Raw genomic sequence first — 26485 nt, 5'->3', positions numbered from 1 at the left:
CCTCCCTCTCCTAAAAGCCGAACGCGAGTGTGTCTTTGTAAGGAGAGGGAGGAGTAACGAGTAAGGAGGGTTTTTGCTCCCCTCTCCTGGTAGGAGAGGGGCTGGGGGAGAGGTCAAAATAGCACTCGTCGAACTCACGTAAAATTAAGAAACCCTGATTTAATTTAGGTTTCCAGCAAAGTGAGGCCACTGGGGGTGTATTAGAGGGCGAAGCAACTAGATCAAATTCATCGGCATTAGCAGCAAAATCTTTATCAAATGCTCTCAAATCCACAGTCTATAGTATGCTAATAACAAGCAACTAACCACTATGTTCGGCAAGTATAGTCAAGCGAACGTTTATTTTCCCAGCGTTCGCTTTTAACTTTTCACCAACACCCGTGGCTTGAATAGCACGCTTATTAAGCTGAAGGGTAGGAGGGGTGTGCAGAGGGCATGGAGAAGAGACAAGGTAGACGAAGAAGAGGGGGGAGACAAGGGAGAGAGTTGTTCAATAATTCCCCCTTGTCCCCTTGTCCCCTTGTCCCCTTGTCTCCTCTGCTCCCCTGCTCCCCCGCTCCCCTGCCTCCCTCAAGCAGTCACTATATAAGACGAATCGATCGCTGCTACACGCCCTGCATCTACCAAAGCTTGATACACTATCGCTGCTACCTCACCGCGTGTAGCATCGCGGGTAGGATTGAGTTGTTTCAGGTTTGGGTAATTGACGATAATTTTCTTGTCTATAGCTTTTACTACCTCATCCTTGGCATATTCAGGAATCTTGGCTTGGTCATCGAAAACTTTGATAGTTGCCGTACCATCATTAGATAACCCCAATCCATTCACCAGAGAGACAATCACTTGCACGCGCTGGATATTTTTGTTGGGACTAAAGGTATTGTCGGGAAAACCAGAGAGAAATAAACCCTGATATGCCTGCTGAATTACCTTGGATGCCCAGAAGTCTGCTGGTACATCTTTGAATTTGATCGCTGCACGGCTTGGTGGTGGGTTGAAAGCTTTTACTACTATTGCCGCGAATTGTGCCCGTGTCATTGTCGCATCGGGTTTAAATGTGCGATCGGGAAAACCATTAACTATCCCCAATTTGACTAATTCCCGAATAAACCCACCTGCCCAATGATTCGCAATATCGGTTAATTCAATAGTAGGGGTTGGAGTTGGTGTTGGAATCGGGGTTGGGGTTGGCGTTGGGGTTGGCGTTGGGGTTGGCGTTGGTGTTGGCGTTGGGGTTGGTGTTGGCGTTGGAGTTGGCGTTGGCGTTGGCGTTGGCGTTGGTGTTGGCGTTGGCGTTGGTGTTGGGGTTGGAGTTGGTGTTGGAGTCGGTGTTGGAACCGAACTATCTGCAAACTCTATGTTTCCGGTAACTTTAGACGCATCTATTTTATTTCCTAGAGAAATCAGCTTGTTGGAACTGACATTTTGCAAATCAAATTTACCGTTATTGCGTAGAGTATTTCCCCCCGGATTATTGATACTGCCGATATCCGGTAGAGCAGTTCCAATCACTGTGATCCCATCATCAGTGTTATTTTCACTAACATTATTACGTAATACGGGACGGGCACTACCAGAGATGACAATCCCAGAACGGTTTTCATAAATTCTGTTATCTCGAAGGATGGGTGATGCAGTATCACTAATGGCAATGCCAAAACCTGTTTTGAAGTAAGTATTATTTTCAATTTGACCTTTAGAATTTTTAGCGATCGCAATTCCATTAGCTGCATTCTCACTGAACACATTACCTAGAATCACTGGGTTAGCATCTCCTGTAGCAAATACTCCCTCCCGCTTATTGTTGATGAAGGTGCTATTAGCAACAGTAGGGGCAGTTGATTCAATCCAAACACCACTACCACGACTAGCCAAATTTGTTACAGTCACTCCTCGGAGTTCAGCTTTATCTAGTAGTACAAAAGTGACATTCTGACCCGCAAAAGTACGGCTCAGATAGGTACCACTTCCTTCAATCAAAATGCCATTGCCTTTATTGGCTTCATTACCCACCACTGTTACACCAGATGGAACCGTTAGCGGAAATACTTCACCGCTAGCAGCGTTGTAATTACCATTTGCTAGTTGAATCTTGGTATCAACAGTAGCTACCTTAAGGGCTTGCGTAATAGTTTTGAAGGGGGCTTGTTGGCTACCTGGGTTGGCATCACTGCCTGATACTGGATTTACGTAAAAAGTTTGAGCCATATTTATACTTTAATAAAATACATAGCTATCCTAGCGCTAACCATGAAAATGAGTAGCGATCGATGCATTAAGTAACTGAAATTACTTCACAGTACAAACTTAAAAAATTATGCAAACACTTCTGGTGTTACAATACGTTCGATCTGAGTGACAAACAAGTCATAAATGAAATTTCAAAGACTCCACAAAGTTACCTTACAAAGTCACCAAAGACCCCAAGAAATATCCAACTTGACACCTCAAAACTTTCGTATCCAGAGTAAAGAGACATCAAAGAAGCCTCTCACCCAAGAACAAATAGATAATCAAGCCTTCCAAATTCAAAAAATGGAGGCTACAAAATTAGAGATCCAGGCAAAACATGGCACGATAACGCCAGAAGGACAGGAACGCTTGGGTGTATTGCAAGCCAAGATGAATGACTTCTGGATGCAGAAAAAAGAAAGTAGCAACGGTCAGCCTAACCTGTTAGAAATCCCTGATTTATTTACAAGGCGTGAAACACGTTTAGCACAACAAATTCAGCCACAACTTACAATTGGGCAACCTGGAGATAAGTATGAGCAGGAAGCAAATAGGGTAGCCACAGATGTCGTAAGCCAAATGCATCAACCGCAGAGTAAGGATATTCCCATTCAGACGGCTTCTAAACTAAAGCATCAGGTTGGTGTAAGCGATAAGAGAACAGCTTCAAGTGAATCGGGTAATGTAGTGAATACAGGAAATGGGATACAGGGTAAGGTAACTCAGACAGATGGAGATATTATCCAGCTTTTAGGCGTTCAAGATATCATTAAAAAGTTTGAACAGATAGCACAAGAAAATAAAGTTTCAACTGACTCACAACCGTGGCTAAGCGATCGGAGAAAACCAGCAACAGATCGGATAGCGAATAAGTCTATCAAAGCAGAGGAAGAGGCGCAACAGTTAGAATCCGAGTCTGGATCGAGCATTGATACAGATTCACAAGCCTCAGATTTTCGACCTCAGGAATCAAAGGAAGAGGTGAAATCAGAAGATAAAATACCAAGTACCTCCTCTGAATCAAAAACAATCTTATTTGATATCAATCAAGAGGTTGATAAAAATTTAAATAAAATAGCAGACTATCTTTTTTCTGAATATAAAGAAGAAAAAGAAGAGAATCCAGATAATTTCAAATTCAAACAAGATTTTCAAGTTGAGTACGACGATATAATGCAATCATCACGAAAAGCATTAACTGATTTACTGTCAATTAAAATCCAAGATGGACTCACAAAAATTACTCCTTTAAGCGATGAGAAAATCATAAAAATCGTAGAAGAAATTAAGTTAAAAAGAAAAGCTGAGCAGTTAAGAAAAGACAAGGAAGAATTAATAAAAAGTATTAAATTCAAGACCAAAACACAATTTATAGTTTCTAACTATAAAACTCCTACTTCTTCCGCTCATAAAAAGCAACTAAGTCTAGAACAACATCTAAAAGAAACTCAAGATATTCTTAATGATGAAAGAAAAATTACAGAAGCACGAGAAAAATTACCTGATTTGCTGGTAAACCCTCGTTCGGTTGATGTCTCTCTCTTGAGTGATGAAGAGGTTCGAGGTCTCCTGCAAAAGTTTCTATCGCAGCATCTCAAGAAGTCAACGAACACAAACACACCAAAAAGCAAAGTAGAAGAGCAAACTAAACCAGAGATACCAGAAAGCAAAGTAGAAGAGCAAACTAAACCAAAGACAACCGGGAAGGAACGCTGGAATAAACTGAAGAAGATAGTAAGAACAGATTCATCTTTACCTCAGATAAAAGGTAAATCTAAAAGTTTAACTTTTGAGCATGACCCCAAAAATGCCGGACACAATTATTGGTTAGAGGCATGGGATGCACTGCATCGACCTGCTTTTCTATTAGCAAAAGACGCTCTAGATTCACCAAACTATTTTAGCGATTGGTTTAAAGAAACTAAAATCTCTGAATGGCTAAATGAGCAAGAAGCAAAAGACAAAGAGATGAGAACGGCTTTTGAAGAGCAAAAACAACAAGAGGGTGGCGAAACAAATTTTTGGGAGTGGAAAGCAAAATCAAAGTATGCTGGGAAATCTTCACCACCTCCCACTACAGAATCTTTCTGGGATTACCTAGATCGAAACAAAATCGAGATTCCAGGAGTCAAATACCTGGAGTCGGAAGCAGAGCGCAGACCAAGAGGAGTCACGATTAGCGGAGGTACATGGACAGATGCCTTTGGAGATGATCTTAGCTCAGAAGGTATGAACGCTATTAGTGATGATCTACCTAATGATGGAAATGATTGGATGATTTTTGTTCTTAGCCCTGATGGAAAGTTCTATGCTGATGGCCATAAGGAAGGGGAGTATCATCATTCAAGTGCTTTAGCTGGCATCCCAGTCAAAGGTGCTGGTGCCATTAAGGTTACAAATGGCAAACTAGAAGCGATCGCAGATAAAAGCGGTCACTATAAGCCTAACATGCATCAGATGTATACGACTTTAAGACATTTGGAAAAATTAAATGTAAACCCTGAAACTTATATCCCCGATTCCGCACCCCAACTGTCACAAACGGCAATTACTGAATAAAATCTCTAAAATAAGAATAAAATTATACTGGTTTTCTCGGAAAAACCGATAAGAAAGCGTCAAAACTCGGATCTAAGACATATTCGCTATTCTCAATTATTAGCAATAAGATGGCAACAGATTTTCTCTCGTAATTGATAGATAAAATTCTATAGTTACTTGAATTAAGTTATTATTTTACTAATGTATCAGTCTCAAAAAAAATATTAGACATAATGATTTAAAGCTAATTTCTCAAAAAATAGCTCGTTGGTAAAGAAAATAGACATTTTTAAAATATAATTATGTTACCGTTCGATAATAACGCTGGCATTCTTCAGGCAAGAGATTTAGAATAAAATTTCTCTCTTGATTCCAATTAGAAATTTGTTTTTCTTCATGAAAAGTGACAAGATGAATTGATTGAAAACATTGAAATATCCACTTCAATGTAGGATTATCTACGGATTTTCCTAACTGATTTTTAATAGTTATTCGTGACTCATATAAAGCCAGACGTATTTGTCGCTGCGCTAACTTATAGACTAACAAACATAAACCCATTATCATTGCCAATGCTTCGATTCTTTCCGGTCTTTTGAGATAAACGCTATTTGCAAAAAACGATGGGTCTTTGAGAAAAGCAAATCCTCTCTCACATGACTGCTGCGCTTTATAATGGTAAATCATAGTGCTATTACCAAGCTGATTTGATTCTAAAACATTTGTAGCAATGATAAATCTTCCAGCACTTAGAGAATCCTGATTAATTTTATTTTCATCCTTCGTAATTGTTGCTGATATTTGATAAACATTTGATGGGATTTCCGCTCCTTGTGCTTTTGGTGTTAATACAGTCACCTGATGTTTCTCAATTTGATGATATTTAAACTTTTGAGAAAGTTTTAACAATGCTTTAACTGCATCAGCTTCACAGGCAAATTTTTCCGAAGCTAATTTCTTCAATTCTCTGCGAGCTTTTTCTTCAGATTTGAGAATTTTTTGGGAGAGATGACGCAAATCTACTTTTCTTCTTTCTTGGCTTTGTACAACTAGCCACCTCTGTTTTATCCCACCATAATCACTTTCAGTAGCGACAAATGAATATCCTTTTAATTCACTTTCAATAAATTTTGATTCTGGTAGTGTTGAGACTAAAGATTGTGCCGATTTTAGGCTTAACGGCACTCTACATAACCATTTCATCTGCGACATAAGTTGTAGATTTGCTTCTGTATATAAAGCACAATCTGCTACTATTAAACTATCTAATTGCATTTGCTTTTTATACTCAACAGCTATTTCTCCAAAATATGAAGAATCTACTCTATTTCCAGATGCTGTTTTGAAAAATAATGGGATATCACTATCCTCCGTACATATTAATTCTATTAAAAACTGCTTTAAATCTGGTCTATGATCTCGCGAATACCCATAGGTAATATTTATCGCTTGTTTGGATTTTAACTGAGAATCTTCTTGAAACAGTTGATGTTCATTTTTTGAATTCTCAATTATTACCTCTGGTAAGGGGGTATTATATTCTCCATGCACGTGTATTGATGATGAGTCTAAGTGTGATGTTGTTGTTGATATTTTAAATTTCCGAACGACATTTAGGCTGACTGCTAAAAATATTGTTTCTAGTCCTGTCAGAAACATTTTATCCAAGACTCTGCCAAGTTTATCATCATTTAAATATTCGGCTTTGACTCCTTCGCCTATCAAATATTCACAAGGGATTGACTCAAAAAATTTGGGAAACATATATAAAGGCTGAGATACAAATCCTAATCCATTTAAAATCATCGCTTTCACAACGTGTCCAGCACTCACCTTTTCGTCGTCTTCTTTTCCCAACAAATCATTAATAATTTCTACTAATCCAATGGCGTCTACTATTCCCGCTACTATCCCCAAATGGTCTATATTCTGTATAGACATCTCTTCGACATTAAACATAACACCAGAATTCTCCTCAGCAATTCTGGTTCAATTTTTCTACATTTCTTTTGAGAAAACTTAAATTTTTCTATTTCTTTTATTTTCTTGACTCAATTCTCAAAGAAATTGACTCTCGCTTAAGAATGGGAATTTTCTCTACAAAACTTAGACTTTAATGCTATCAGTTCTCAACAGTTTAATTAAACTCTTTTCTTGACTTAGTTATTTTGTACTATTTTTTGGTGAGTTTTTTGTATGTGACAGTTAGGGTGCGGAAGGAGGGTTATATGGTACATACAAGAGATTTGGGGGATATGCAAGGTGACAAATGGCTTGAAAAATATGAAAACAGTGATGAATTCAAAAAATACCGCCAACAGCAGCAAGAGAACGTAAATACAATAGAGCAGAGAAGAAAGAGGGAAAAAGCCTCACGGGGAAAGTAGTAGTTATAGCAGTTGCCAGGTAGGTTAGTAGAGAAACTGAACGTCAAACCCCGATAGCAAAAGACTTTTAAGCCTGTTGCCTATTATTTGTTGCCTGCTATAGTTTTGAAAACTGTACCTGGTTGGCTGACGATAGACGAAAACTCCCTTTCCTACAAAGTCAGGGAGTTAGGATTGTATATTCTCTTCAACTGAAAAAGCCTGTCTTCCTATTAATACGGCCACTTCCAATCGCGAATTTCTGGCATATCGTCGCCGTACTTCTGGATGTATTGCTTGTGTTCGATCAGCTTATCTTGCAAATGCTGCTTGACATAAGCTGCCCTATATCCCAATTTTGGTACGCGCTCAATTACATCCATTACTAAATGAAAGCGATCGAGTTCGTTAAGAACAACCATATCAAAGGGGGTGGTGGTAGTTCCCTCTTCCTTGTAGCCGCGCACATGCATCTGATCGTGGTTAGTATGACGATAGGTTAAGCGATGAATCAACCAGGGATAGCCATGAAAGGCAAAGATAATGTGTTTATCTGTGGTGAAAATTGTGTCAAAGTCTTTTGCGCTCAAACCGTGGGGATGTTCGCTTTTTGGCTGTAGTGTCATTAAATCGACTACGTTTACCACCCGCACTTTTAAATCTGGAAAGTGCTGGCGCAGAATATCCACAGCCGCTAAAGTTTCTAAGGTGGGAATATCCCCAGCACAAGCCATTACTACATCTGGATCGCCGTCTTGGTCGTTGCTTGCCCATTCCCAAATGCCGATGCCTTTGGTACAGTGCTTGATGGCAGCATCCATATTTAGGTATTGCAATGCTGGTTGCTTTCCGGCAACGATAACGTTGACATAGTTACGGCTTCTGAGACAGTGATCGGTTACTGATAGCAAAGTGTTGGCATCGGGCGGCAAATACACCCGAACGATCTCTGCTTTTTTATTAACTACATGGTCAATAAAACCGGGGTCTTGGTGCGAGAAACCGTTATGGTCTTGCCGCCAAACGTGAGAAGTGAGTAGGTAATTGAGAGAAGCAATCGGTCTACGCCAAGGAATATGTCTGGTCGTTTTCAGCCATTTGGCGTGCTGATTGAACATCGAGTCAACGATGTGGATGAACGCCTCATAGCAAGAGAAAAACCCGTGGCGTCCGGTGAGGAGGTAGCCTTCTAACCATCCTTGACAATTAGTTTCGCTGAGAATTTCCATCACCCGACCGTCGGGGGAAAGGTGGTCATCTTCCGGGAGGATCTGAGCTGCCCAATCCCGGTCTGTGACTTCTAGCACAGCGCCTAAGCGATTTGATACCGTTTCATCGGGGCCGACGATACGGAAATTGCGGCTTTCTTGGTTAAGTTGCATGATATCCCGGAGAAATTTTCCGGCAACTTGGGTAGCTTCAGCGATCGCTTGCCCTGGTTTGAGAACATCTACGGCATAGTCTCGAAAGTCGGGCATTTTCAGGTCACACAGCAAAAGACCGCCATTAGCGTGGGGATTGTCACCCATACGTCGATGCCCCTTGGGAGCCAGTTCTGCTAATTCGGGAATCAGCTTACCGTTGCTGTCGAAGAGTTCTTCTGGTTTGTAACTCTTCATCCAATCTTCTAGGAGTTTCAGATGTTCTGGCTGTTTGGCTATGTTGCCAAAGGGAACTTGATGCGATCGCCAATAACCTTCAGTTTTTTTGCCATCAACTTCCTTTGGGCCTGTCCAACCTTTGGGGGTTCGCATGACAATCATCGGCCACTGGGGACGTTTGGTGAAACCATGTACGCGGGCTTCTCTTTGGATACTTTGAATTTCAGCGATCGTTATATCTAGAGTCGCCGCCATCTGCTGGTGAACATCTGCGGGATCGTCACCTTCAACAAAGTAGGGCTTGTAGCCGTAGCCTACAAATAAGCTTTCTAATTCCTCATGGCCGATCCTTGCCAATACTGTTGGATTGGCAATTTTATATCCATTCAGGTGCAGAATCGGAAGTACAGCCCCATCATGCACGGGATTCAAAAACTTGTTGGAATGCCAGCTAGTTGCTAAAGCACCTGTTTCAGCTTCGCCGTCACCCACAACAGCCGCAACAATTAAGTCTGGGTTATCAAAGGCAGCACCAAAAGCGTGGACGAGGGCATAACCTAATTCCCCGCCTTCGTGAATTGAACCAGGGGTTTCTGGTGCAACGTGACTGGGAATACCACCAGGGAAAGAGAATTGTTTGAAGAGTTTCTGGATTCCTTCAGCATCCTGGGAGATGTTGTGATAATACTTGGTGTAAGTGCCTTCTAGGTAGGTGTTGGCTACCAGTCCAGGGCCACCATGACCAGGCCCAGCAATGTAAATTGTGTTTAGGTCATATTTTTTGATGACCCGATTCAGGTGAGCATAGATTAAGTTCAGCCCTGGCGTTGTTCCCCAGTGCCCCAAGAGCCTGGGTTTGACGTGTTCCAGCTTTAACGGTTCTCTCAGTAGCGGATTGTCGAGTAGATATATCTGCCCAACCGAAAGATAGTTAGCTGCACGCCAGTAGGCATTTATCTTCTGTAATTCTTCATCTGTTAAAGGCTTTGTTTGTGGAGGACTGGCTAATGTCATTTCGACACTCCATTACAAAAGGATTTTGACGGATTCACCAGTATGTAATCTTACTTATTTTCAAGATGATGGCCATCTAACCCATGATGAATTTTGCTAGCCTTTGTGACTAAATTATTTTGCTTTGGGCAAAGGATAGAGAGCGATGTCTAGAATGAGCTACTCTTACGCTACTAATGAATAGTATCAATCAGCATTGTCTTCGTCATAATTATCTAGTTGTAAAGTGTAATCTAATGCCACTTTTAACAGTATTAAATATCAGATAAGCTCATACTTTGTAGTGAGCGATTTATCGCTCAAAGCAAGCATTATCAGGACTTTAGTCCTGACTACAAACTTGAAATTTATTGATGCCTAGATACTTAGCAAAATCTAATACTTCTTCTTGACTAGACTTGGGCAATTGGGACAATATTTCCAGTAGTTGCCTGTGAATAGTTGTTGGTTTTTCTGACATTGCCACATTTCCTAGATTAATAGATAGAGTATGTACTCAATTTTCTCATGCTTCAAGCTTTGCTTTCCCTGGAACTATCGAGTACAGCAAAACTAGCTAAAGGCAGATCGAGGAATAACCTAATTATTAATTTCCAACAAACCAGGCGGCGGCGTAATTTCAATGCGATTAGATTTCAAGTCTACAACTGGTGCGATCGCTTCTACAAATGGAATCAAAACAGTCTTTTGTCCTTTGTCATTTGTCATTTGTCCTTTGTCAGTGGTAAAAGATGGGTGTAATTTTACTTCTAACAAATCATTGCCAGCCGGGATGATGTCTACCACCGTACCCACGAGTTCGCCAGATATTTGCATGAAGACTTCCAAGCCAATCAAATCGAGGACATGATATTCATCTTCGTTTAATTTGGGGCGATCTCTAGCTGGCACCATTAACGTACAACCGCGCAACGCCTCCGCCCGATCGCAATTTTCCACACCAGCTAATTTGATGACATACAAGTTTTTGTTACTGATGTAACGTCCTGCCAATAATTCGATTGGTTGCGGTTCTGTGTCACCTGAACACAACAACCAACGTTTTCCCGGCACCTCAAATCTTTCAGGAAAGTCTGATACAGGATAAACCCGTAATTCTCCAGATAATCCTTGCGGGGCAACAATCTTACCAATTTCTAGCCAATCATCGAGATTGGGAACTGGGGATTGGGTACTGGGAACTACGGGCTGGGGATTAGGGGTTGGAGATTGGACATTTTGAATTTTTGAATTTCCTACTACTTTCTTGCCCCTCTGCCTCTGTGCCCCTCTGCCCCTCTGCCCATTTGCACCTGTGCCTCCAATCTCTTTATTAGCTTCTTCGTGTTTCATTTCCATTTTTCTTACTAGTACAACACGGCGGAAATAAACCACCCATCTAAATCAGTGAAATGCTTACGCTATATTCATTTTGAATTTTTAATTCCGCCTTGCGGTATTAGGCAGTCACCGCCGCACCTTTATAAGCTTCTTCAGCCACTTTTGCTAAACGTTGCATAGCAGTGGCTATCTCTTCATCCGTGCCTGTGAGGCTGATGCGGAAACATTGATGCTTGTGCGCCCACTCTTCCTGTAAACCGGGGAAGAAGGTACTTCCAGGAACAATAATCACACCTACTTGCTTTAATTGCTGGTAAAATTCCCAATCACTGATGGGTAAATCTTGTAACCATAACCAAGCAAAAATTGCTCCTTCACCGCGATGGAGATACCAAGGTAAATCCTTGGGCATCGCCTTTTCTAAGCTGGTTTCTAAAACGGTAAACTTATTTTGGTAAAAGGGACGGATGACAGTGTGAGAAATTTCCACTAAAGCGCCAGAATTGATTGCATAAGCTGCGATCGCTTGGCCGTAACGTGAAGAATGGAGACTCATGTTTGCCTGAAAACACTCCAGCACTTCAATCCACTTTTCATCCCCAATGGCAATACCAATTCTTTCTCCTGGTAATCCGGCTTTCGATAAACTCATGCAGTGGAGGATATTATCACCAAACACTGGTGTCATTTCGGTAAAATTCAATGCTGGGAAGGGAGGCGCATAAGCTGAGTCAATTAACACCGGCAGATTGTAAGGCGCAGCCAAAGCGGCAATCTTTTTCACCTCATCATCGGTGAGGACGTTTCCAGTAGGATTACATGGGCGAGAGAAGAGGACACAACCCGTATTTTCTGTAATTGATAGTTTGCTGAAGTCGGGGCGATATTTAAATCGGTGGGCAGCTGCATCAATATCGAGAGTTGGTTTGTAGGCGATTAAGGCTTTTGGAACTAAGCAAATACCGCCGTAACCTGTATAGTCAGGGCTAAGAGGTAAAACGATTTGTTTTAACTCGCCGCTAGGAGTGTAGCCACCGAAGGTATTGGCAGCGTAGAAGTAAAGGGTTTGACTGCCGGGGGTGATCAGGATATTGCGATCGGTTAATTTTAACCCGTAGCGTTTGTTAAAGTCGTTGGCGATCGCTTCCACAAATGGTGCATAGCCCTGACTTGAACCGTAGCGGCAAACTACCTCACCATATTCTGGACTAGCCAAAAGCTGTGCAGTGCAATCCCGCCATAATTGTTCTACCTCTGGCAAAATCAACGGATTACCAGCACTCAAATTAATAAACTGCTGCCCTGCACCCGCTCGTAATGTTTCGATAATATCCTTCATGATTGCTCTGACGCCAGTCAGGTTGGACATTTGAGCGCCAATTTGAGTTAGGGCAGGGTTCATAAGCTGTGACAAAATATATTAATTTAGGGGTGGACAAATTATTTGAGGTTTGCTGCTGACATCCAGTTTACATCGTTGCCAAAACAGCTGTTGCCGCCTTTAACCAATCTAGCGAGAGAATGACATTTTAACAAAGGTAATAATATTTATCGTTATAGCCGCGATCGTGCTTAGTAGATACTGATGAAGTAATACAAAAGTCTATCATGCGTTCAATGCCTGTGAAAAAACTGGGGAGTAAAGAAGAGAATAAAGTACAGGTACAAGGTACAGATTATTCCCTATCACCTGTCACCTCTTTCCTAATCCCAATGCCCAATGACAAATGACAAATGACAAATGACAAATGACAAAACTATACAGGAGCGTTGACATTGGAAGTTAAAGCCGCAGTAGCTTACAGTGCAGGTAAGCCGTTGACGATTGAAACCGTTCAACTATCAGGGCCACAAGTCGGCGAAGTGTTAGTTGAAGTAAAAGCAAGTGGGGTTTGCCACACTGACGCTTTTACCTTATCTGGTGACGATCCCGAAGGTTTGTTTCCGGCTATTTTGGGACATGAAGGTGCTGGTGTGGTAGTGGAAGTAGGCGCTGGTGTTACCAGTCTCAAACCAGGCGATCGTGTGATTCCCCTCTATACTCCCGAATGTCGCCAATGCGAATATTGTTTGAGTTTCAAAACTAATCTCTGTCAAGCCATTCGCCTAACTCAAGGACGCGGTGTTATGCCCGATGGCACCAGTCGCTTTAGTATTGATGGGCAGATGATTCATCATTATATGGGTACATCAACTTTTGCTAACTATACAGTACTGCCAGAAATCGCCTTAGCAAAAATTCGGGAAGATGCCCCCTTTGATAAGGTTTGTTACATTGGCTGCGGTGTTACTACTGGTATTGGTGCAGTTATCAATACTGCCAAGGTGGAACCTGGAGCAAATGTTGTGGTTTTTGGTTTGGGTGGTATTGGCTTAAATGTCATCCAAGGAGCGCGGATGGTAGGGGCAAATATGATTGTCGGGGTAGATATTAATCCCAACAAACGCGCCTTGGCGGAAAAATTTGGTATGACACACTTTGTTAATCCTCAAGAAGTAGAGGATGATTTAGTTCCCTATCTAGTTGATTTAACAAAAGGCGGTGCTGATTACAGCTTTGAATGTATTGGTAATGTCAAAATTATGCGTCAAGCATTAGAATGCTGCCACAAAGGTTGGGGTGTGAGCGTGATTATTGGTGTTGCTGGTGCTGGACAGGAAATCAGTACTCGTCCTTTTCAATTAGTAACTGGTCGCGTTTGGAAAGGTTCAGCATTCGGTGGCGCTAGAGGACGTACAGATGTGCCGAAAATTGTTGATTGGTATATGGAAGGTAAGATAAATATTGATGATTTAATTACCCATGTGATGCCCATTGAGCAAATTAATGATGCTTTTGAATTGATGCACAAAGGTGAATCAATTCGTAGTGTAGTGACCTTTTAGCTGTTAGAGGATGTTTTAAAAGGGTATTTTGCTCTCGTAGTTAGCACATTAAAGTATCTCAGTACATAGCTAAACCTTAAATTGGCGTTGCACTTAACCCAATACAGAGGGTTAGGTTTATGACTCAACTTAGAAGCGTAGACTAAATAGTCCTGACAATTGGGCTGAACCAAAAAATGTAACTGTATTGTAACGGTGGCTTGAGCTACCGTTTTTTGTTGACGTTGCAAAAGTTTACATTTAGAATGGAATCGTCAAAACCCGATAAGTATTTATTCTTATTTATACTGAAAATTTGACATTCAATGAGTATATGTTCTTAATCTTTGTCAAAAATTTAATCTTCTAGAGTTAAAGAATGTTTACAAAAATATTCATTCCTTAATATAATGAAATCAAAAGTGATAAGGCAAATTGATTGTCAAAATTAATGAATGCTATTGAATTTCCCTGGCTAACAGCCATAATCCTCTTACCCTTGGTGGCTACCTTAGCCATCCCCCTAATCCCAGACAAGGAAGGTAGAACTGTGCGGTGGTATGGTCTGGGAGTTGCGATCGCCGACTTTGCACTGATGATTTATGCCTTTTGGTATAAGTACGACTTCCAGAGTTCAAGACTCCAACTTATAGAAAACTATCCTTGGATACCGCAGTTAGGTTTGCATTGGGCTGTGGGGGTTGATGGTTTATCGATGCCCTTAGTGCTTCTGACAGGCTTAATAAATACCCTCGCAATATTCGCGGCTTGGAAAGTTAACACCAAGCCGCGATTATTTTATGGTCTGATGTTAGCGATGTACAGCGCCCAGCTTGGCGTATTTGTTGCCCAAGATTTGCTGTTGTTCTTCCTGATGTGGGAAATCGAGTTAGTGCCAGTTTACCTGCTGATTTCCATTTGGGGAGGACAAAACCGCCGTTATGCCGCTACCAAATTCATTCTTTACACTGCTGCTGCATCAATATTTATCTTGATTGCCGGTTTTGCAATAGCATTCTCTGGAGATACCGTCACTTTCGATATGGCGACTCTAGGAATGAAAGAATACCCCAAAACCTTGGAATTGTTGGTTTATGCAGGTTTCTTAATTGCCTTCGGTGTGAAAATGCCGATTTTCCCTTTACACACTTGGCTACCTGATGCCCACGGTGAAGCATCAGCACCCGGTTCAATGATTTTGGCTGGTGTGTTGTTAAAAATGGGTGGTTATGCTCTTATCCGCTTCAATGTGGAAATGTTACCCAATGCCCATGTGACTTTTGCCCCAGTGTTAGCAGTTTTGGGTGTGGTTAACATTGTCTACGGTGCTTGCTGTGCCTTTGCTCAAACCAATCTCAAACGCCGCTTGGCTTACTCTTCAATTGCCCACATGGGGTTTGTGCTGATTGGGATTGCCTCTTATACAGAACTTGGTATCAGTGGTGCAGTATTACAGATGCTTTCCCACGGCTTGATTGCTGCTAGCTTGTTCTTCCTGTCTGGCGTGACTTACGATCGCACCCACACCTTGATGATGGATAAAATGGGCGGTATCGCTAAGGTAATGCCCAAAACCTTTGCTCTGTTTACCATTGGTTCAATGGCTTCTCTTGCTTTACCCGGAATGAGTGGTTTTGCAGGTGAGTTGATGGTGTTTCTGGGTATTGCCAGCAGTGATGTTTACAGTTCCAGCTTTAAAGTTGTAGTTGTGCTGCTGTCAGCAGTTGGCGTGATTTTGACACCGATTTATTTACTGTCAATGCTGCGTCAAGTGTTCTACGGCGAGCAAAATAAAGAGTTGCACTTGGATGCTGTAATCTCTGATGTTAAACCCCGCGAAATATTTATTACCGCTTGTTTGCTACTGCCAATCATCGGAATCGGGTTTTATCCCAAATTAGCAACGCAGACTTATGATGTCAAAGCAGTAGAATTAGTCGCCCATGCTCGTCAAGTTCTACCAGTTGTTGCTCATCAACAACCATCAAGCCTGTACTCGCGGATTTTCTCTGCACCAACATTGGCTACTTCTCAAGTTGAAAGTTCGATTAACATTTCTGAGTAAATTAACTTCCCATTCAGGGGTCTGCAAGTAAATTCTAAATATTAGGAGAATAAAGGGGTGGTTATGAAACCACCCCTAAAATTTTGGCATTATTGAGTTGAAAAAAATTTTTATACCAATTTGAAAAAAGAATACGACAAATAGATCATTTGTAGAGACGCGATGAATCGCGTCTTTACCCAAGTATGTGTTGCAATCATTAATTAAATTGGTATTAGGTAAGGGCAATTCATGTAGACGTATTAGCAAAGCGCCTAGAGCGTGAAGAGATTATAGTGAAAACAAGTGAAGTAGCCAAACAGCAATTATGACCACCAACTTACCTGTAGTCACAGAAATTATACCAATGGTCTTGCAATTGCAACCTGCGATCGCATTAACCGAAGAGCAATTTTACGAGTTTTGTCAGTTAAACCCCGACTTTCGTATCGAACGTAATCCTGCTGGAGAATTAGTCATTATGCCCCCAACTGGTTCGGAAACTGATGAACGCAATTTTAACTTAGTTGGGCAGTTGTGGGTATGGACAAAGCAAGATGCTACAGGTGTAGGCTTTGGTTCCAGTGGTGGGTTTACTTTGCCTAATGGTGCAGTGCGCTCGCCCGATGCAGCCTGGATAAAACGCGATCGCTGGGAAGCCATACCATTGGAACTGCGAAAAAAATTTGCACCAATTTGTCCTGAGTTTGTGATTGAATTGCGTTCTGAGAGCGACAACTTGCGAATTTTGCAAGACAAGATGCAAGAGTATATTGATAATGGCACACAACTTGGTTGGTTAATTGATAGAAAACAACGCCAAGTTTTTATTTATCGTCCTAATATTGCAGTTGAGAAATTAAATAACCCTAAGACACTTTATGGTGAATCGTTATTACCTGGGTTTGTTTTGGATTTAAATCAGATTTGGTAGGAAGTACAGCTAGTTTTACAGTACTGACAAAAACTGGCACAAGTACAATAACAGTCTTTAGCCGAAGGTTTTGTTAGTCCTTCAAGACGCGATTTATCGCGTCTCTGGATCTCATTGGCAAACTGTGATAGTTAACAACTGATATGGTCAGGATATCCCAGCAGACTCCAGTCTGAATCCTGACAAAATTTAAGTTTTAATAAGCACCATATTTCCTCACAAGTTCCTCACATTCTCTTTCATCAGATATCTAATATAAGGACAAACGATATATACATCTTTGTAGCTTTAATATTATTTTTATTGATATTCCAGTAAATTCCAATCTGAATACTGGCAAAATTTAAGTTTTAATAAGCACCGTATTCCCTCACAAGTTCCTTATATTCTTTTTGTAACTTCAGGATAGAGACACTTAACTATTGCATGAATTAGCTTGAGATACACCTTCTTGTGTTGGGGTATTTCGGCAAAAGCTAGACTGCCTCTTTTCTTAGCGAGGGTATTGAAGCTTAATTCTACTTTTGCATCTATAGGAGAGTTCTCTCATGGATTTTACAGAGAAAGTGCCATTTTTTAATCTCAAGATTTTAGGCTATTACAGGTGAGTCCTACGTAGGTGATCCTATACCTACACTAAGTTAATTCCTGCCACAGTTAAAAACGATTTAGTTTCTAAATAAAGTAAACCTTCTAGAGATTTATCCTGTACTAGTTAAATAGTTGGGGGAGATGCATTTTGACTGCATTTTCCATGAAAAAACAACTTTAACAACATAGGTACAATCAATATGAACTTTAAACAATTTGGTGTATTACTATCTCTATCTACAATTCTTGGAATCAACGCGATCGCGCCCAAGGTTTTGGCTGACGAGCCTAGTATTACTTTTGGAGATGCACTCGGTTCTGGCGGATGTAGTGTTGCCGATCAGCTTCCTGGAGATGATGGTAGAAGCTTATCGATTGTCTTGGATAACTTTAGTGCATTCAATGGTCAGCGTCAAAAGTGTATTTTACGCGTTCAAACTTTTATTCCAAGTGGTTTCATCGTCCAAGATGTACAAGTACTGTACCAAGGAACTACTGATATTAATACCAAGAGTAAAGGTACCAGCTTAAGCAGAACTTATAGCTTTAGTGGTGGTGCTCTGGGTCAAGCTGTAGCTTCCCCTAAAACTAGCAAGTTTACATCTAGTAAAGCATTTGCGGAACAAGATGAGATTACTGTTTTAGCTGCTACAGGTTTATGTAGTGGTGGTGGGCAAGGATTATTAGGTATTAATATGATTGCACAATCCTCAGCAGGAAGTTCTATTTTCGTTGATACAGCCGATCTCAATGCTGGGGATGTAAGGCTTTATTTTGACCTAAAGCGTTGTTAGTCCTCGCTTTTAGCGATTCTGCGCATAGATAGCGATCGCCGCACCAAATTCCAAATTTAGTGGTCTTCAATGAGTGGTGAGTCTAAATCCCCCACTCATTGAATCTACCGAATGTATTCTTCTTTAAGATTACAAATTTCTGTTGATTGAGAGGAAGTTATGTTGAAACTAAGTGATACACGTAATTTTTTCATATTAATGTGCTTGTTTTTTTTCTGTTATAATGCCAATTCATCTAGCACTGCTGTTGCAATAGATAACCAGCCAAACTTTTTGGTTAATCGGAGATGTAATATAACTTTCAATCCGCAAATAAATCAGTTTACACTTGGCTCTCCTATAACTGTAAATGCACAATCGCCAAGGGCTAGATGTATCGTTAGAATTAATACTTCTAATACTCAAAAGCAATTTAGGCTCGTGCCTTTAGCTGTAAAAGGTGTAGTCAAAAACGCACCAGCACAAATATCTATCTCATCATTTTTACTTGGCGATAGACCAACTCCATATCAAATGATGTATGGAAGTGCGATGAATTTTGATTTGACTAATCAAATACCTCCAACTAACTATACAACTACAGGAAAAAGTGTTTTAGGCATTAATTTAGTAGTAATGACGAACGGAGGAGAATTAGAGTTGACAGAGCTAAAGTTTGCACTTCAACAACAATAAAATGTGGTTTTAGCGCTCGCTTATTCAGGAAAAAGGTGAAGAACATTAAGATGTTGGGGTGGCGCGATCGCTATGTTGATTTATGCTGGCGATCGCCGTGATGGTTGTCTTCGCATCTGAAATAGGCTTGGGTTTATCTGAATTTTCGGATGCTGGGACTCCATAAAAGAATAGAAGTAATACAAGGACAAACGCCGCAAATGCCCCTGTAGCTTTAATATTAGTTTTACTCAAAGGTACGTGTGCTTCTAAACCAAGACTACCCGTCAATAAATAACCTGATATTCCAGCAAATGCAGCTGCTAAAAATCTAATTATTGCTAAAGTGCCACCTTCCATTGCTCGTGGGTTGAGTACAAGAACAATAAAGACCACTAAGACCGCCAGAGCCATAGCAAGGGCTATTCCACGTTCAGCAGGTGAAATTTGCGACGATGGTTTATGCACTTCTGGTTGAGAATTATCTTCCTGTTGAGATGGTTTTGTCATAAAATTATTCTCTTGCTTTGATGGCTGAATTACATTATTAATTGTTACAACGACATTTTCCCTTCCTGTCTCTGAAGAATTAAGTAGAAAATCACCACTCTTCTGCTGTTCTGCTTGAAGTAACTCCCTTCTGTTCATCACATCATTAATTAAGCCCAAGACATCAATCATTCGATAACTTTTTTGACATTGAATGCCTTCTTGCTGATCGGCTACAAACTGTCGCAATATCTCAAAGGAGTAAAAGTGTGGCTCTTGGTTATCTTTGCAGATGTGGCAATTACAGGGGATTAACTTGTTGTACTTCAGTCGCTTATACGACTCATGAATTTTATCGAGTTCATGTGTAACTATGGTCATCAAATCTCTTTTGTGACGACCTGAGACTCGAATCTTAATCTCCCGCTTGCCGTAATATTCAATCACCTCTGCTTTCGTCTGGTCTTTGCTGAGAACAACCCCGCTTTTCCAGACACATTTTTGTTCATTTATCAACTCATGGATGGCGACGATGAATTGGCTGATGATCCCCTTGGGCATGAACTCATAAGTGTAACGCAGAATCAGGTTGTTAGTTCCATCCCAGTTATAGGGGGGTTGATTAGCAGATAGCAGTTGTGGGGCAATATATTTTCCTTGGCTTCTAGGAATTTCGTAGCACAGTTTGAAGTTGATCATCAAGCGCAATAGTTCATCATGCATCGTGGCGTATTCGTCTTCACACCAGATGTTTGCCAAGTCAGACCGGGTGAAACTGCCCAGGTTGCGAATCACCTTTTCATTATCCAGCACTTTGTAGACTGCATCAGTTCCCCACTTTGGCTTGAGGATGACGGTCTTGTTCAAAAGTGGGTCTTCTTGGAAGTGCAAGCATACTCCCAAATCGTGCAGATAACCACTCAACTGCAACTTGTCATTTCTTTGGGTGAACCCATTTTGTTGGCAGATGTTCAGGTATTCATCCAAGCTGATGTGATTGTGTGCGTCAGTCTCCAAAGCTTCCCGGACTGTAACCCATGTTTTTGGGAGCGGACTGCCAATATGGGGTAGGTTTTTAACGTAATGCTTGATTTGTTCTAAAACTTGTTCTAAACCTCTGTTGGTGGCAAGGTTTGTTGGTAAAGTTTCCTTCAAATTAGTAAACTGCCCCCGTAACTGAAGTTCATTTATCTCCCGGTGACGGTTTTGCTTCTCATTTTTGATGATTAGCAGCGGACTGTTATTGCTCAACAGTTCTACTACATTCAGCCAGTAATAAAAATCCGTGTCTTCCTTGCGAGTATCTGCTACTAAAACGTAGAGTGAACGCTTGGTGAGGAAAAACTGGTGAGTAGCATGGTAAATCTCTTGCCCCCCAAAGTCCCAAATGTTGACTTGAAATTCTCGCCCATTATCCATTGGGAAACCCCACTGGATAACCTCAATTCCCTTTGTAGAGTCCTCCTCTTGGAGTTGATAATTTTGGTCTTGAATTTTCTTCGCCAGTGTTGTCTTCCCTGCTCCTCCTTCGCCCACAATTAGTAACTTTGCTTCATACAAATAATCTGTGCCTTCTGCTTCCAGTTGCCGGAAATAATTCTTAATCGCCTGAAGACCTTTTGCAACAATTTCTGGCGGTGGCTTTTCAATGGGGTTGCTGCTTAAATTCAGCTTGGTGAGGTTTTGCAGGTTGGTAATCGCTTCTGGCAGCGTCGTTAATTGGTTGTAGCCTAAATTCAGGATGGTGAGATGTTGCAGGCGGGCGATCGCTTCTGGCAGCGTCGTTAATTGGTTGTAGCTTAAATTCAGGGTGGTGAGATGTTGCAGGCGGGCGATCGCTTCTGGCAGCATCGTTAATTGGTTGTCCCTTAAATCCAGGGAGGTGAGTTGTTGCAGGCAAGCGATTGCTTGTGGCAGCGTCGTTAATTGGTTATTCCTTAAACTAAGGGAGGCGAGTTTTTGCAGGCGGGCAATCACTTCTGGCAGCGTCGTTAATTGGTTGCGACTTAAATTCAGGGAGGTAAGTTGTTGTAGGTGAATGACGGCTTCTGGCAGTGTCGTTAATTGGTTGCGGCTTAAATTCAGGGAGGTGAGATGTTGCAAGCGAGTAACGGCTTCTGGCAGTGTCGTTAATTGGTTGTCCCTTAAATCGACGGAAGTGAGATATTGCAAGTGGGTGACAGCTTCTGGCAGCGTTGTTAATTGGTTGCCATTTAAATGCAGGGAGGTAAGTTTTTGCAGGCGGGCGATCGCTTCTGGCAGTGTCGTTAATTGGTTGTAGCTTAAATTCAAAACCTCCAACCATTCCAGTTCAAACACCTGAGCAAAAATTTTTGTTAATTTTTTCTTGTCATTCGTAGCCAAACTATTGCTTAAATCTAATCGTTTAAGCTTTTCCTTTTTCGCTTCTCGGATTTTTTCAAGGAAATGTTGAGGCGTATTTGCCATACTGAGGTTCACCTGTCAACGAAAGTTATATATAATGCCCCTGATTCGCTGGACGATCTCGTAACTACTAATATTTTGTGCTAATCCTAACAACCGCCACAGGTTAGAAACATAGCGCTCATAACAAAAGTCCTCTTAACAGGGCTAAATTCTTTCTATACTTGGGTTTTAGTCCACATTAAGTGGACTTTAGCTATGAGCCTGGAACTTCCAGTTTCAGGCGATCGCAGCTACTAATTGAGAATGCTGCAAGATATCAAAGCAACCTACTATCCTGTGTAACACTACATGAGCGCTAATGATTTTTACGGAATCTAAAAAGAATTTATGATTACCAATGGCTCAGATTTGCTTGTAAACGAGTCTTTAATACTCATTAATGGGGCTATGAACTCCGTTAATGAGTCTTTGATACTCGCGGATGAGTCTTTGATACTCGCGGATGAGTCTTTGATACTCGTGGACGAGTCTTTGATACTCGTGAATGAGTCTTTGATACTCGTGGACGAGTCTTTGATACTCGTGGACGAGTCTTTAATACTCGCGGACGAGTCTTTGATACTCTTTTACTTTTTTAGCCCTTGTTTACGCAACTTCTCCAGCTTGAAAAATCTGTTCAGCAGTTAAATTCAACTCTGGGAACGCTGGCGACTGAATGCGCTCATTTCCTCTAAATTGCCTAACCTGATACTCACCTTCAATCAATTGGTAAATCGAGATAGTTGGTTGTTTAGGATTGCCAATAAACCGCCTACCACCTAAACCTAGATAGTCTACAATCCAATATTCAGGAATACCCAAAGATTCGTAATCTTCTAACTTCAAAGCATAATCATCACTCCAGTTGGTTGAAACAACTTCTACAACCAACTTGACGGAACTACCTCGCGTAATGATAGATTCTTTTTTCCAGCGTGGTTCATCTATAACAGCTTGTCTATCAAGAACGATGACATCTGGTTCATAACCTGAATCAGTGTTAATTGACTTGATGACACATTCTTTAGGGATAAACCAAGGGATGGACAAACGAGTGATTTCAATAAACAAAGAACCATTGATAAACCCGGCTATCTCTGAGTGCTTCCCTCTTGGCTTAGGCATTTCAACAATTACCCCATCATGTAGTTCATAATGCCTGTCTGAATCGGGATACCAGGCGATAAATTCATCAAATGTTACTTGTCTGGCTAAGGCTTGAGTCATGCTTTGCCCTCTTTATGTCAAATTTGACTTCTCTCCAAACCTCTCCCCGACACGGAGAGAGGCTTAATCAGCGAACTGAGGTTATTTCGCCGCAGCAGCACTTGGTAAACTCACTTTCAATCGCTTAAACATCGCTTCTCGTGCTTGTGTAGCGAGGTTATCGTCAAAAGGTTTTAAGGTTATTTCCTGCTGATATTTTAGCCGCAGCGCTGTTTGAATTAACCAATCTGCAACAAAAGGATTTTTTGGTAACAAAGGGCCGTGAGAATAAGTAGCGATCGCATTCTGATAAAATGCTCCTTCTGTCCCATCTTCACCATTATTTCCCAAACCGTACACCACTCGCCCCAAAGCTTCCACTTTTCCCAGTTTGGTGCGTCCGCCGTGATTTTCAAAGCCTACCAAATATGGTGTGCTACCTGTCATCTCTTTTAAATCTCGCGCTAGACGTGAGGCTGTCACTTCAATTACCAAGTTACCAATACAGCGTTTAGTATTTTCACCAGGATGCACAGAAACTAAATCGAGTATTCCCAAACCATCAATTCGTTGTCCCAAGCCTGGTTCATAATAATGTCCCAGTAATTGAGGTGAACCACAAGTAAATACTCCTGGTGTGCCATTTTCGATTTTGTCGCGCATTGCATCAGCTTTTGCACCTTGCAAATCACGCATGACAATTTCTTGCTGACGATCTTGTGCGCCACCACCAACGATGACATCTACTGTTTTAATATCTGCGGCTGTGGAATCTCGATCTAAAGGTAATACTTTCACATCGTATCCCCGCCACTGGGCGCGACGTTCTATAGTAATTACATTACCGCGATCGCCATAAGTACTCATCAGCGTCGGATAAAGCCAACCAATTGTTAATTCTATATTTTGAGAACTCATAAATTTGGGGAATGGGGAATAGGGAATCGGACGATCGCAAATGACAAATGACCAATGACAAATGACAAATGACAAATGACAAATGACAAATTTAAAGAATTTTCCGACCAGTGAGTACTTCTCGCACTTCTAACATGGCTGAGTAGGTGGGCAGAATATGCAGAGTTTCATTCTCTGGTGTATGTTCTAATGCAGTAGCGATCGCTTGTCGCAAATCTTCTTCGACTATTAAATTTAAGTTACTCTCAGGGGACTTTTGGCTGTAACGTAGACGTAGTGCCATATCGTAGACGCGATCGCCACTCACAACTAAAGTTCCGCCGCGTTCGACTAGTTTCTCGGTATCTACGTCCCAAATCCAGGATACATCAGTGCCATCGGGCGTGCGATCGTTCAATACCAGCAGTGTGGTTTTATCTGTGCTTTCAGTAACTACGCGAATGGTTTCATTGGTTCCCACAGGATTTTTTGATAACAATATTCGCACTTGTTTACCGTTAATTACTAAATCTTCAGCCCGACCAAAAGCAGCTTGAAAGTTGTTAATAGTATCTCTGATTGTTGCTTCATCAATTCCTAACTCTATAGCCGCAGTTACAGCCGCCAAAGTATTATATTTGTTGTATAAACCAACCAGGATTTGCGACCATTCACTACTTTCTAAAGTCGGTTTACTTTTACTAAAACCACACTTAGGACAAGTAAAATCTCCTAAATGAGACAAATAAACACCCTTATAATCTAGGGAATGCCCACATTTGGGACAATAAATAGAATCAACAGCGTGAGGAATTGCTTCTAGATAATGTTCTGGTTCATTCAAGCCAAAGAATAACACCCGTTGAGGTAACTGCTGACCGAGGTTAGATAAAGTTGGGTCATCAGCATTGGGAATTACCACCGTTTCTGGTGGTAGGGTAGAAATAACTTTTGTCCAACGCTTACTAATTGTGTCTACTTCGCCGTATCTATCAAGTTGGTCGCGGAACAAGTTTAAACAGAGAATGATTCGTGGCTGGAGTGGCGCTAATACCTTCGGTACAATATTTTCGTCAACTTCTAAAATGGCGTAATCAGAATTTAGCGTACCTAGTAAGTTGGTGCTTTCTAACAGCGCCGTCATCAAGCCATTTTCTAGATTTGCACCTGTAGAATTATGAGTGACACGAAAACCTTTGCGTTCTAGTATTGTGCATAAAAGCAGCGCTGTAGTAGTTTTGCCGTTAGTACCAGCAATTAAAATCACCCCGTTTTTAACTTGCTGACTCAATAATTGTAAAAGTCTGGGTTCAATGCGACGAGCGATCGAGCCTGGTAATACACTAGCAGCACCCAGACGGAGCGATCGCACTATAAAGGTCACACTCTTTGCCACTGACACCGCGAAACCCAATCGCAGTCTATCTATGAATTGTATTTTGTTTCCCACATCTATACCCTAGTTTTCTGGCGGTTGTTAATTAAAGTGCAAATTTAATCTTGTGAGTTTAGCGAATCTTGGCTGAAAAAGCCAGTATTCGCAATTTTGAATTTTAGACTTTTCTGCCGAATGCTACGCGTTGCTTCCCCGGAAGGGTACAGCTACCCTCAGTCGAATGATTTTGGATTGTTGCGCTACTTTACCTCTGTTTTGAATTCTGCGTAGCAATACCAGCCACTTGCGAGAGATAATCTCAGTAGGCGTTATCTTAAAAAATAGTGCGTGGGCGTAATTACATATCCAGCCCAGTTGGCCGAATTCAGCACAAACTCACAACAAGTAGTAGCTTGCAAGGTTCCTTTTGATGAATAGCACAAAGTTTCTTTTTTTACATAAACAAATTACTAGCTGGCAAAGGTGGTTGTCTAAATGCCTGTTGTTGCTTGTAAGTCTTTTCATTATAAGTATGCAACCTGCATCTGCTGGTCTGAATAATGATTTATATGATGGCAACATCTTTGTTGTTTATGCTGGCAATGGTTCATTGGTTCCTCCCAGACAGACACTCGCACAGACTTTAGCGGAACATAAACCCGTATTTTTGGCTTTTTATCTAGATGATAGTAGCGATTCCAAAAGATATGCCATTTCCATTTCACGGGTACAGGAATTCTACGGTCGGGTAGCAGAGATTATGCCGATTAATGTAGATACTATCCCGCCTAAAGAGACCTACGACCCAACTGAACCAGGATATTACTTTACTGGGAGTGTTCCTCAAGTCGTGGTGTTAAATAAATCAGGTGAAGTAGTTTTGAATAAAAAGGGTCAAGTACCTTTTGAAGATATAGACGATCAATTTCGTAAAATCTTTGATTTATTACCACGCACTGAAACAGCACAGCTAAAGCGGCGAGCTTTTAACGAGTTTAGTAGTGAGTTAGCTAAGTAACCTATGGGGTAGACCAAATTGGTCTGCCCTAATTTTTAGTTATATCTGTTACTACATTGCCGCCGATGTCAAAGCATAATGATTAGAAAGTTAATCTATAGTCTATAAGTCCGTAAC

The 26485-nt window shown here is 41.2% G+C and carries 18 protein-coding genes; 8 read left to right on the top strand and 10 right to left on the bottom strand.

The window, feature by feature from the left end:
• Positions 1-570: 570 nt before the first annotated feature.
• On the bottom strand, positions 571-2208 hold the full coding sequence (locus ACR5KR_RS00955; protein ID WP_448265116.1) for a DUF1565 domain-containing protein: 1638 nt from the start codon (positions 2206-2208) through the stop codon (positions 571-573).
• 231 nt (positions 2209-2439) lie between these two features.
• On the opposite strand from ACR5KR_RS00955, the gene ACR5KR_RS00950 reads away from it, so the two are divergent.
• Positions 2440-4791 (top strand): hypothetical protein, encoded by a 2352-nt coding sequence (locus ACR5KR_RS00950; protein ID WP_448265115.1) that lies wholly within the window; start codon positions 2440-2442, stop codon positions 4789-4791.
• A 282-nt stretch (positions 4792-5073) separates the two neighbouring features.
• Here the strand turns inward: ACR5KR_RS00950 and ACR5KR_RS00945 are convergent, their stop codons facing one another.
• Positions 5074-6732, bottom strand: coding sequence for an IS1634 family transposase (locus tag ACR5KR_RS00945; RefSeq protein WP_448265114.1), 1659 nt, complete (start codon positions 6730-6732; stop codon positions 5074-5076).
• 269 nt (positions 6733-7001) lie between these two features.
• Here ACR5KR_RS00945 and ACR5KR_RS00940 point away from each other — a divergent pair, with 269 nt between their 5' ends.
• A complete protein-coding gene (locus ACR5KR_RS00940; protein WP_448265113.1) occupies positions 7002-7160 on the top strand; it encodes a hypothetical protein in 159 nt (52 codons plus the stop codon).
• Between the two features lie 212 nt (positions 7161-7372).
• Here the strand turns inward: ACR5KR_RS00940 and ACR5KR_RS00935 are convergent, their stop codons facing one another.
• The 4 genes from ACR5KR_RS00935 to ACR5KR_RS00920 all read right to left on the bottom strand — a co-directional run bounded on the left by ACR5KR_RS00935 (position 7373) and on the right by ACR5KR_RS00920 (position 12476).
• Positions 7373-9754, bottom strand: a complete 2382-nt coding sequence (locus ACR5KR_RS00935; protein ID WP_448265112.1) for a phosphoketolase family protein — start codon at positions 9752-9754, stop codon at positions 7373-7375.
• 322 nt (positions 9755-10076) lie between these two features.
• Complete coding sequence (locus ACR5KR_RS00930) at positions 10077-10214, bottom strand: hypothetical protein (RefSeq protein WP_448265111.1); 138 nt, start codon at positions 10212-10214, stop codon at positions 10077-10079.
• A 119-nt stretch (positions 10215-10333) separates the two neighbouring features.
• On the bottom strand, positions 10334-11086 hold the full coding sequence (gene rimM / locus ACR5KR_RS00925) for a ribosome maturation factor RimM (protein ID WP_448270040.1): 753 nt from the start codon (positions 11084-11086) through the stop codon (positions 10334-10336).
• Positions 11087-11192: 106 nt separating this feature from the next.
• Positions 11193-12476 carry a valine--pyruvate transaminase gene (locus tag ACR5KR_RS00920; protein WP_448265110.1) on the bottom strand — a complete coding sequence of 428 codons (1284 nt, stop codon included), beginning with the start codon at positions 12474-12476 and terminating at the stop codon, positions 11193-11195.
• A gap of 374 nt (positions 12477-12850) precedes the next feature.
• On the opposite strand from ACR5KR_RS00920, the gene ACR5KR_RS00915 reads away from it, so the two are divergent.
• The 5 genes from ACR5KR_RS00915 to ACR5KR_RS00895 all read left to right on the top strand — a co-directional run bounded on the left by ACR5KR_RS00915 (position 12851) and on the right by ACR5KR_RS00895 (position 18977).
• Positions 12851-13960: an S-(hydroxymethyl)glutathione dehydrogenase/class III alcohol dehydrogenase gene (locus ACR5KR_RS00915; RefSeq protein ID WP_445632211.1), complete on the top strand. Its 1110-nt coding sequence runs from the start codon at positions 12851-12853 to the stop codon at positions 13958-13960.
• A 430-nt stretch (positions 13961-14390) separates the two neighbouring features.
• Positions 14391-16004, top strand: coding sequence for an NAD(P)H-quinone oxidoreductase subunit 4 (locus ACR5KR_RS00910; protein ID WP_448265109.1), 1614 nt, complete (start codon positions 14391-14393; stop codon positions 16002-16004).
• Positions 16005-16311: 307 nt separating this feature from the next.
• The gene (locus ACR5KR_RS00905) at positions 16312-16917 is read left to right on the top strand and encodes a Uma2 family endonuclease (protein ID WP_448265108.1); all 606 of its coding nucleotides are present in this window, start codon (positions 16312-16314) and stop codon (positions 16915-16917) included.
• A 791-nt stretch (positions 16918-17708) separates the two neighbouring features.
• Entirely contained in the window at positions 17709-18302 is a 594-nt protein-coding gene (locus tag ACR5KR_RS00900) for a DUF4360 domain-containing protein (RefSeq protein ID WP_448265107.1), read from the top strand.
• A gap of 159 nt (positions 18303-18461) precedes the next feature.
• Entirely contained in the window at positions 18462-18977 is a 516-nt protein-coding gene (locus ACR5KR_RS00895) for a hypothetical protein (RefSeq protein WP_448265106.1), read from the top strand.
• Positions 18978-19022: 45 nt separating this feature from the next.
• Here the strand turns inward: ACR5KR_RS00895 and ACR5KR_RS00890 are convergent, their stop codons facing one another.
• The 4 genes from ACR5KR_RS00890 to ACR5KR_RS00875 form a co-directional block, all read right to left on the bottom strand.
• A complete protein-coding gene (locus ACR5KR_RS00890; protein ID WP_448265105.1) occupies positions 19023-21893 on the bottom strand; it encodes a COR domain-containing protein in 2871 nt (956 codons plus the stop codon).
• Positions 21894-22478: 585 nt separating this feature from the next.
• A complete protein-coding gene (locus ACR5KR_RS00885) occupies positions 22479-23099 on the bottom strand; it encodes a Uma2 family endonuclease (RefSeq protein ID WP_448265104.1) in 621 nt (206 codons plus the stop codon).
• Between the two features lie 81 nt (positions 23100-23180).
• Positions 23181-23996 (bottom strand): type 1 glutamine amidotransferase, encoded by an 816-nt coding sequence (locus ACR5KR_RS00880; protein WP_448265103.1) that lies wholly within the window; start codon positions 23994-23996, stop codon positions 23181-23183.
• A 91-nt stretch (positions 23997-24087) separates the two neighbouring features.
• Positions 24088-25425, bottom strand: a complete 1338-nt coding sequence (locus tag ACR5KR_RS00875; RefSeq protein WP_448265102.1) for a MurT ligase domain-containing protein — start codon at positions 25423-25425, stop codon at positions 24088-24090.
• A gap of 355 nt (positions 25426-25780) precedes the next feature.
• Here ACR5KR_RS00875 and ACR5KR_RS00870 point away from each other — a divergent pair, with 355 nt between their 5' ends.
• The gene (locus ACR5KR_RS00870) at positions 25781-26368 is read left to right on the top strand and encodes a thylakoid membrane photosystem I accumulation factor (protein WP_448265101.1); all 588 of its coding nucleotides are present in this window, start codon (positions 25781-25783) and stop codon (positions 26366-26368) included.
• Positions 26369-26485 lie beyond the last annotated feature (117 nt).

It is taken from the genome of Nostoc sp. DSM 114159 (assembly GCF_053470285.1).
The sequence above is the reverse complement of the archived record's forward strand: the minus strand, read 5'-3'. Positions and strand labels throughout refer to the sequence as shown.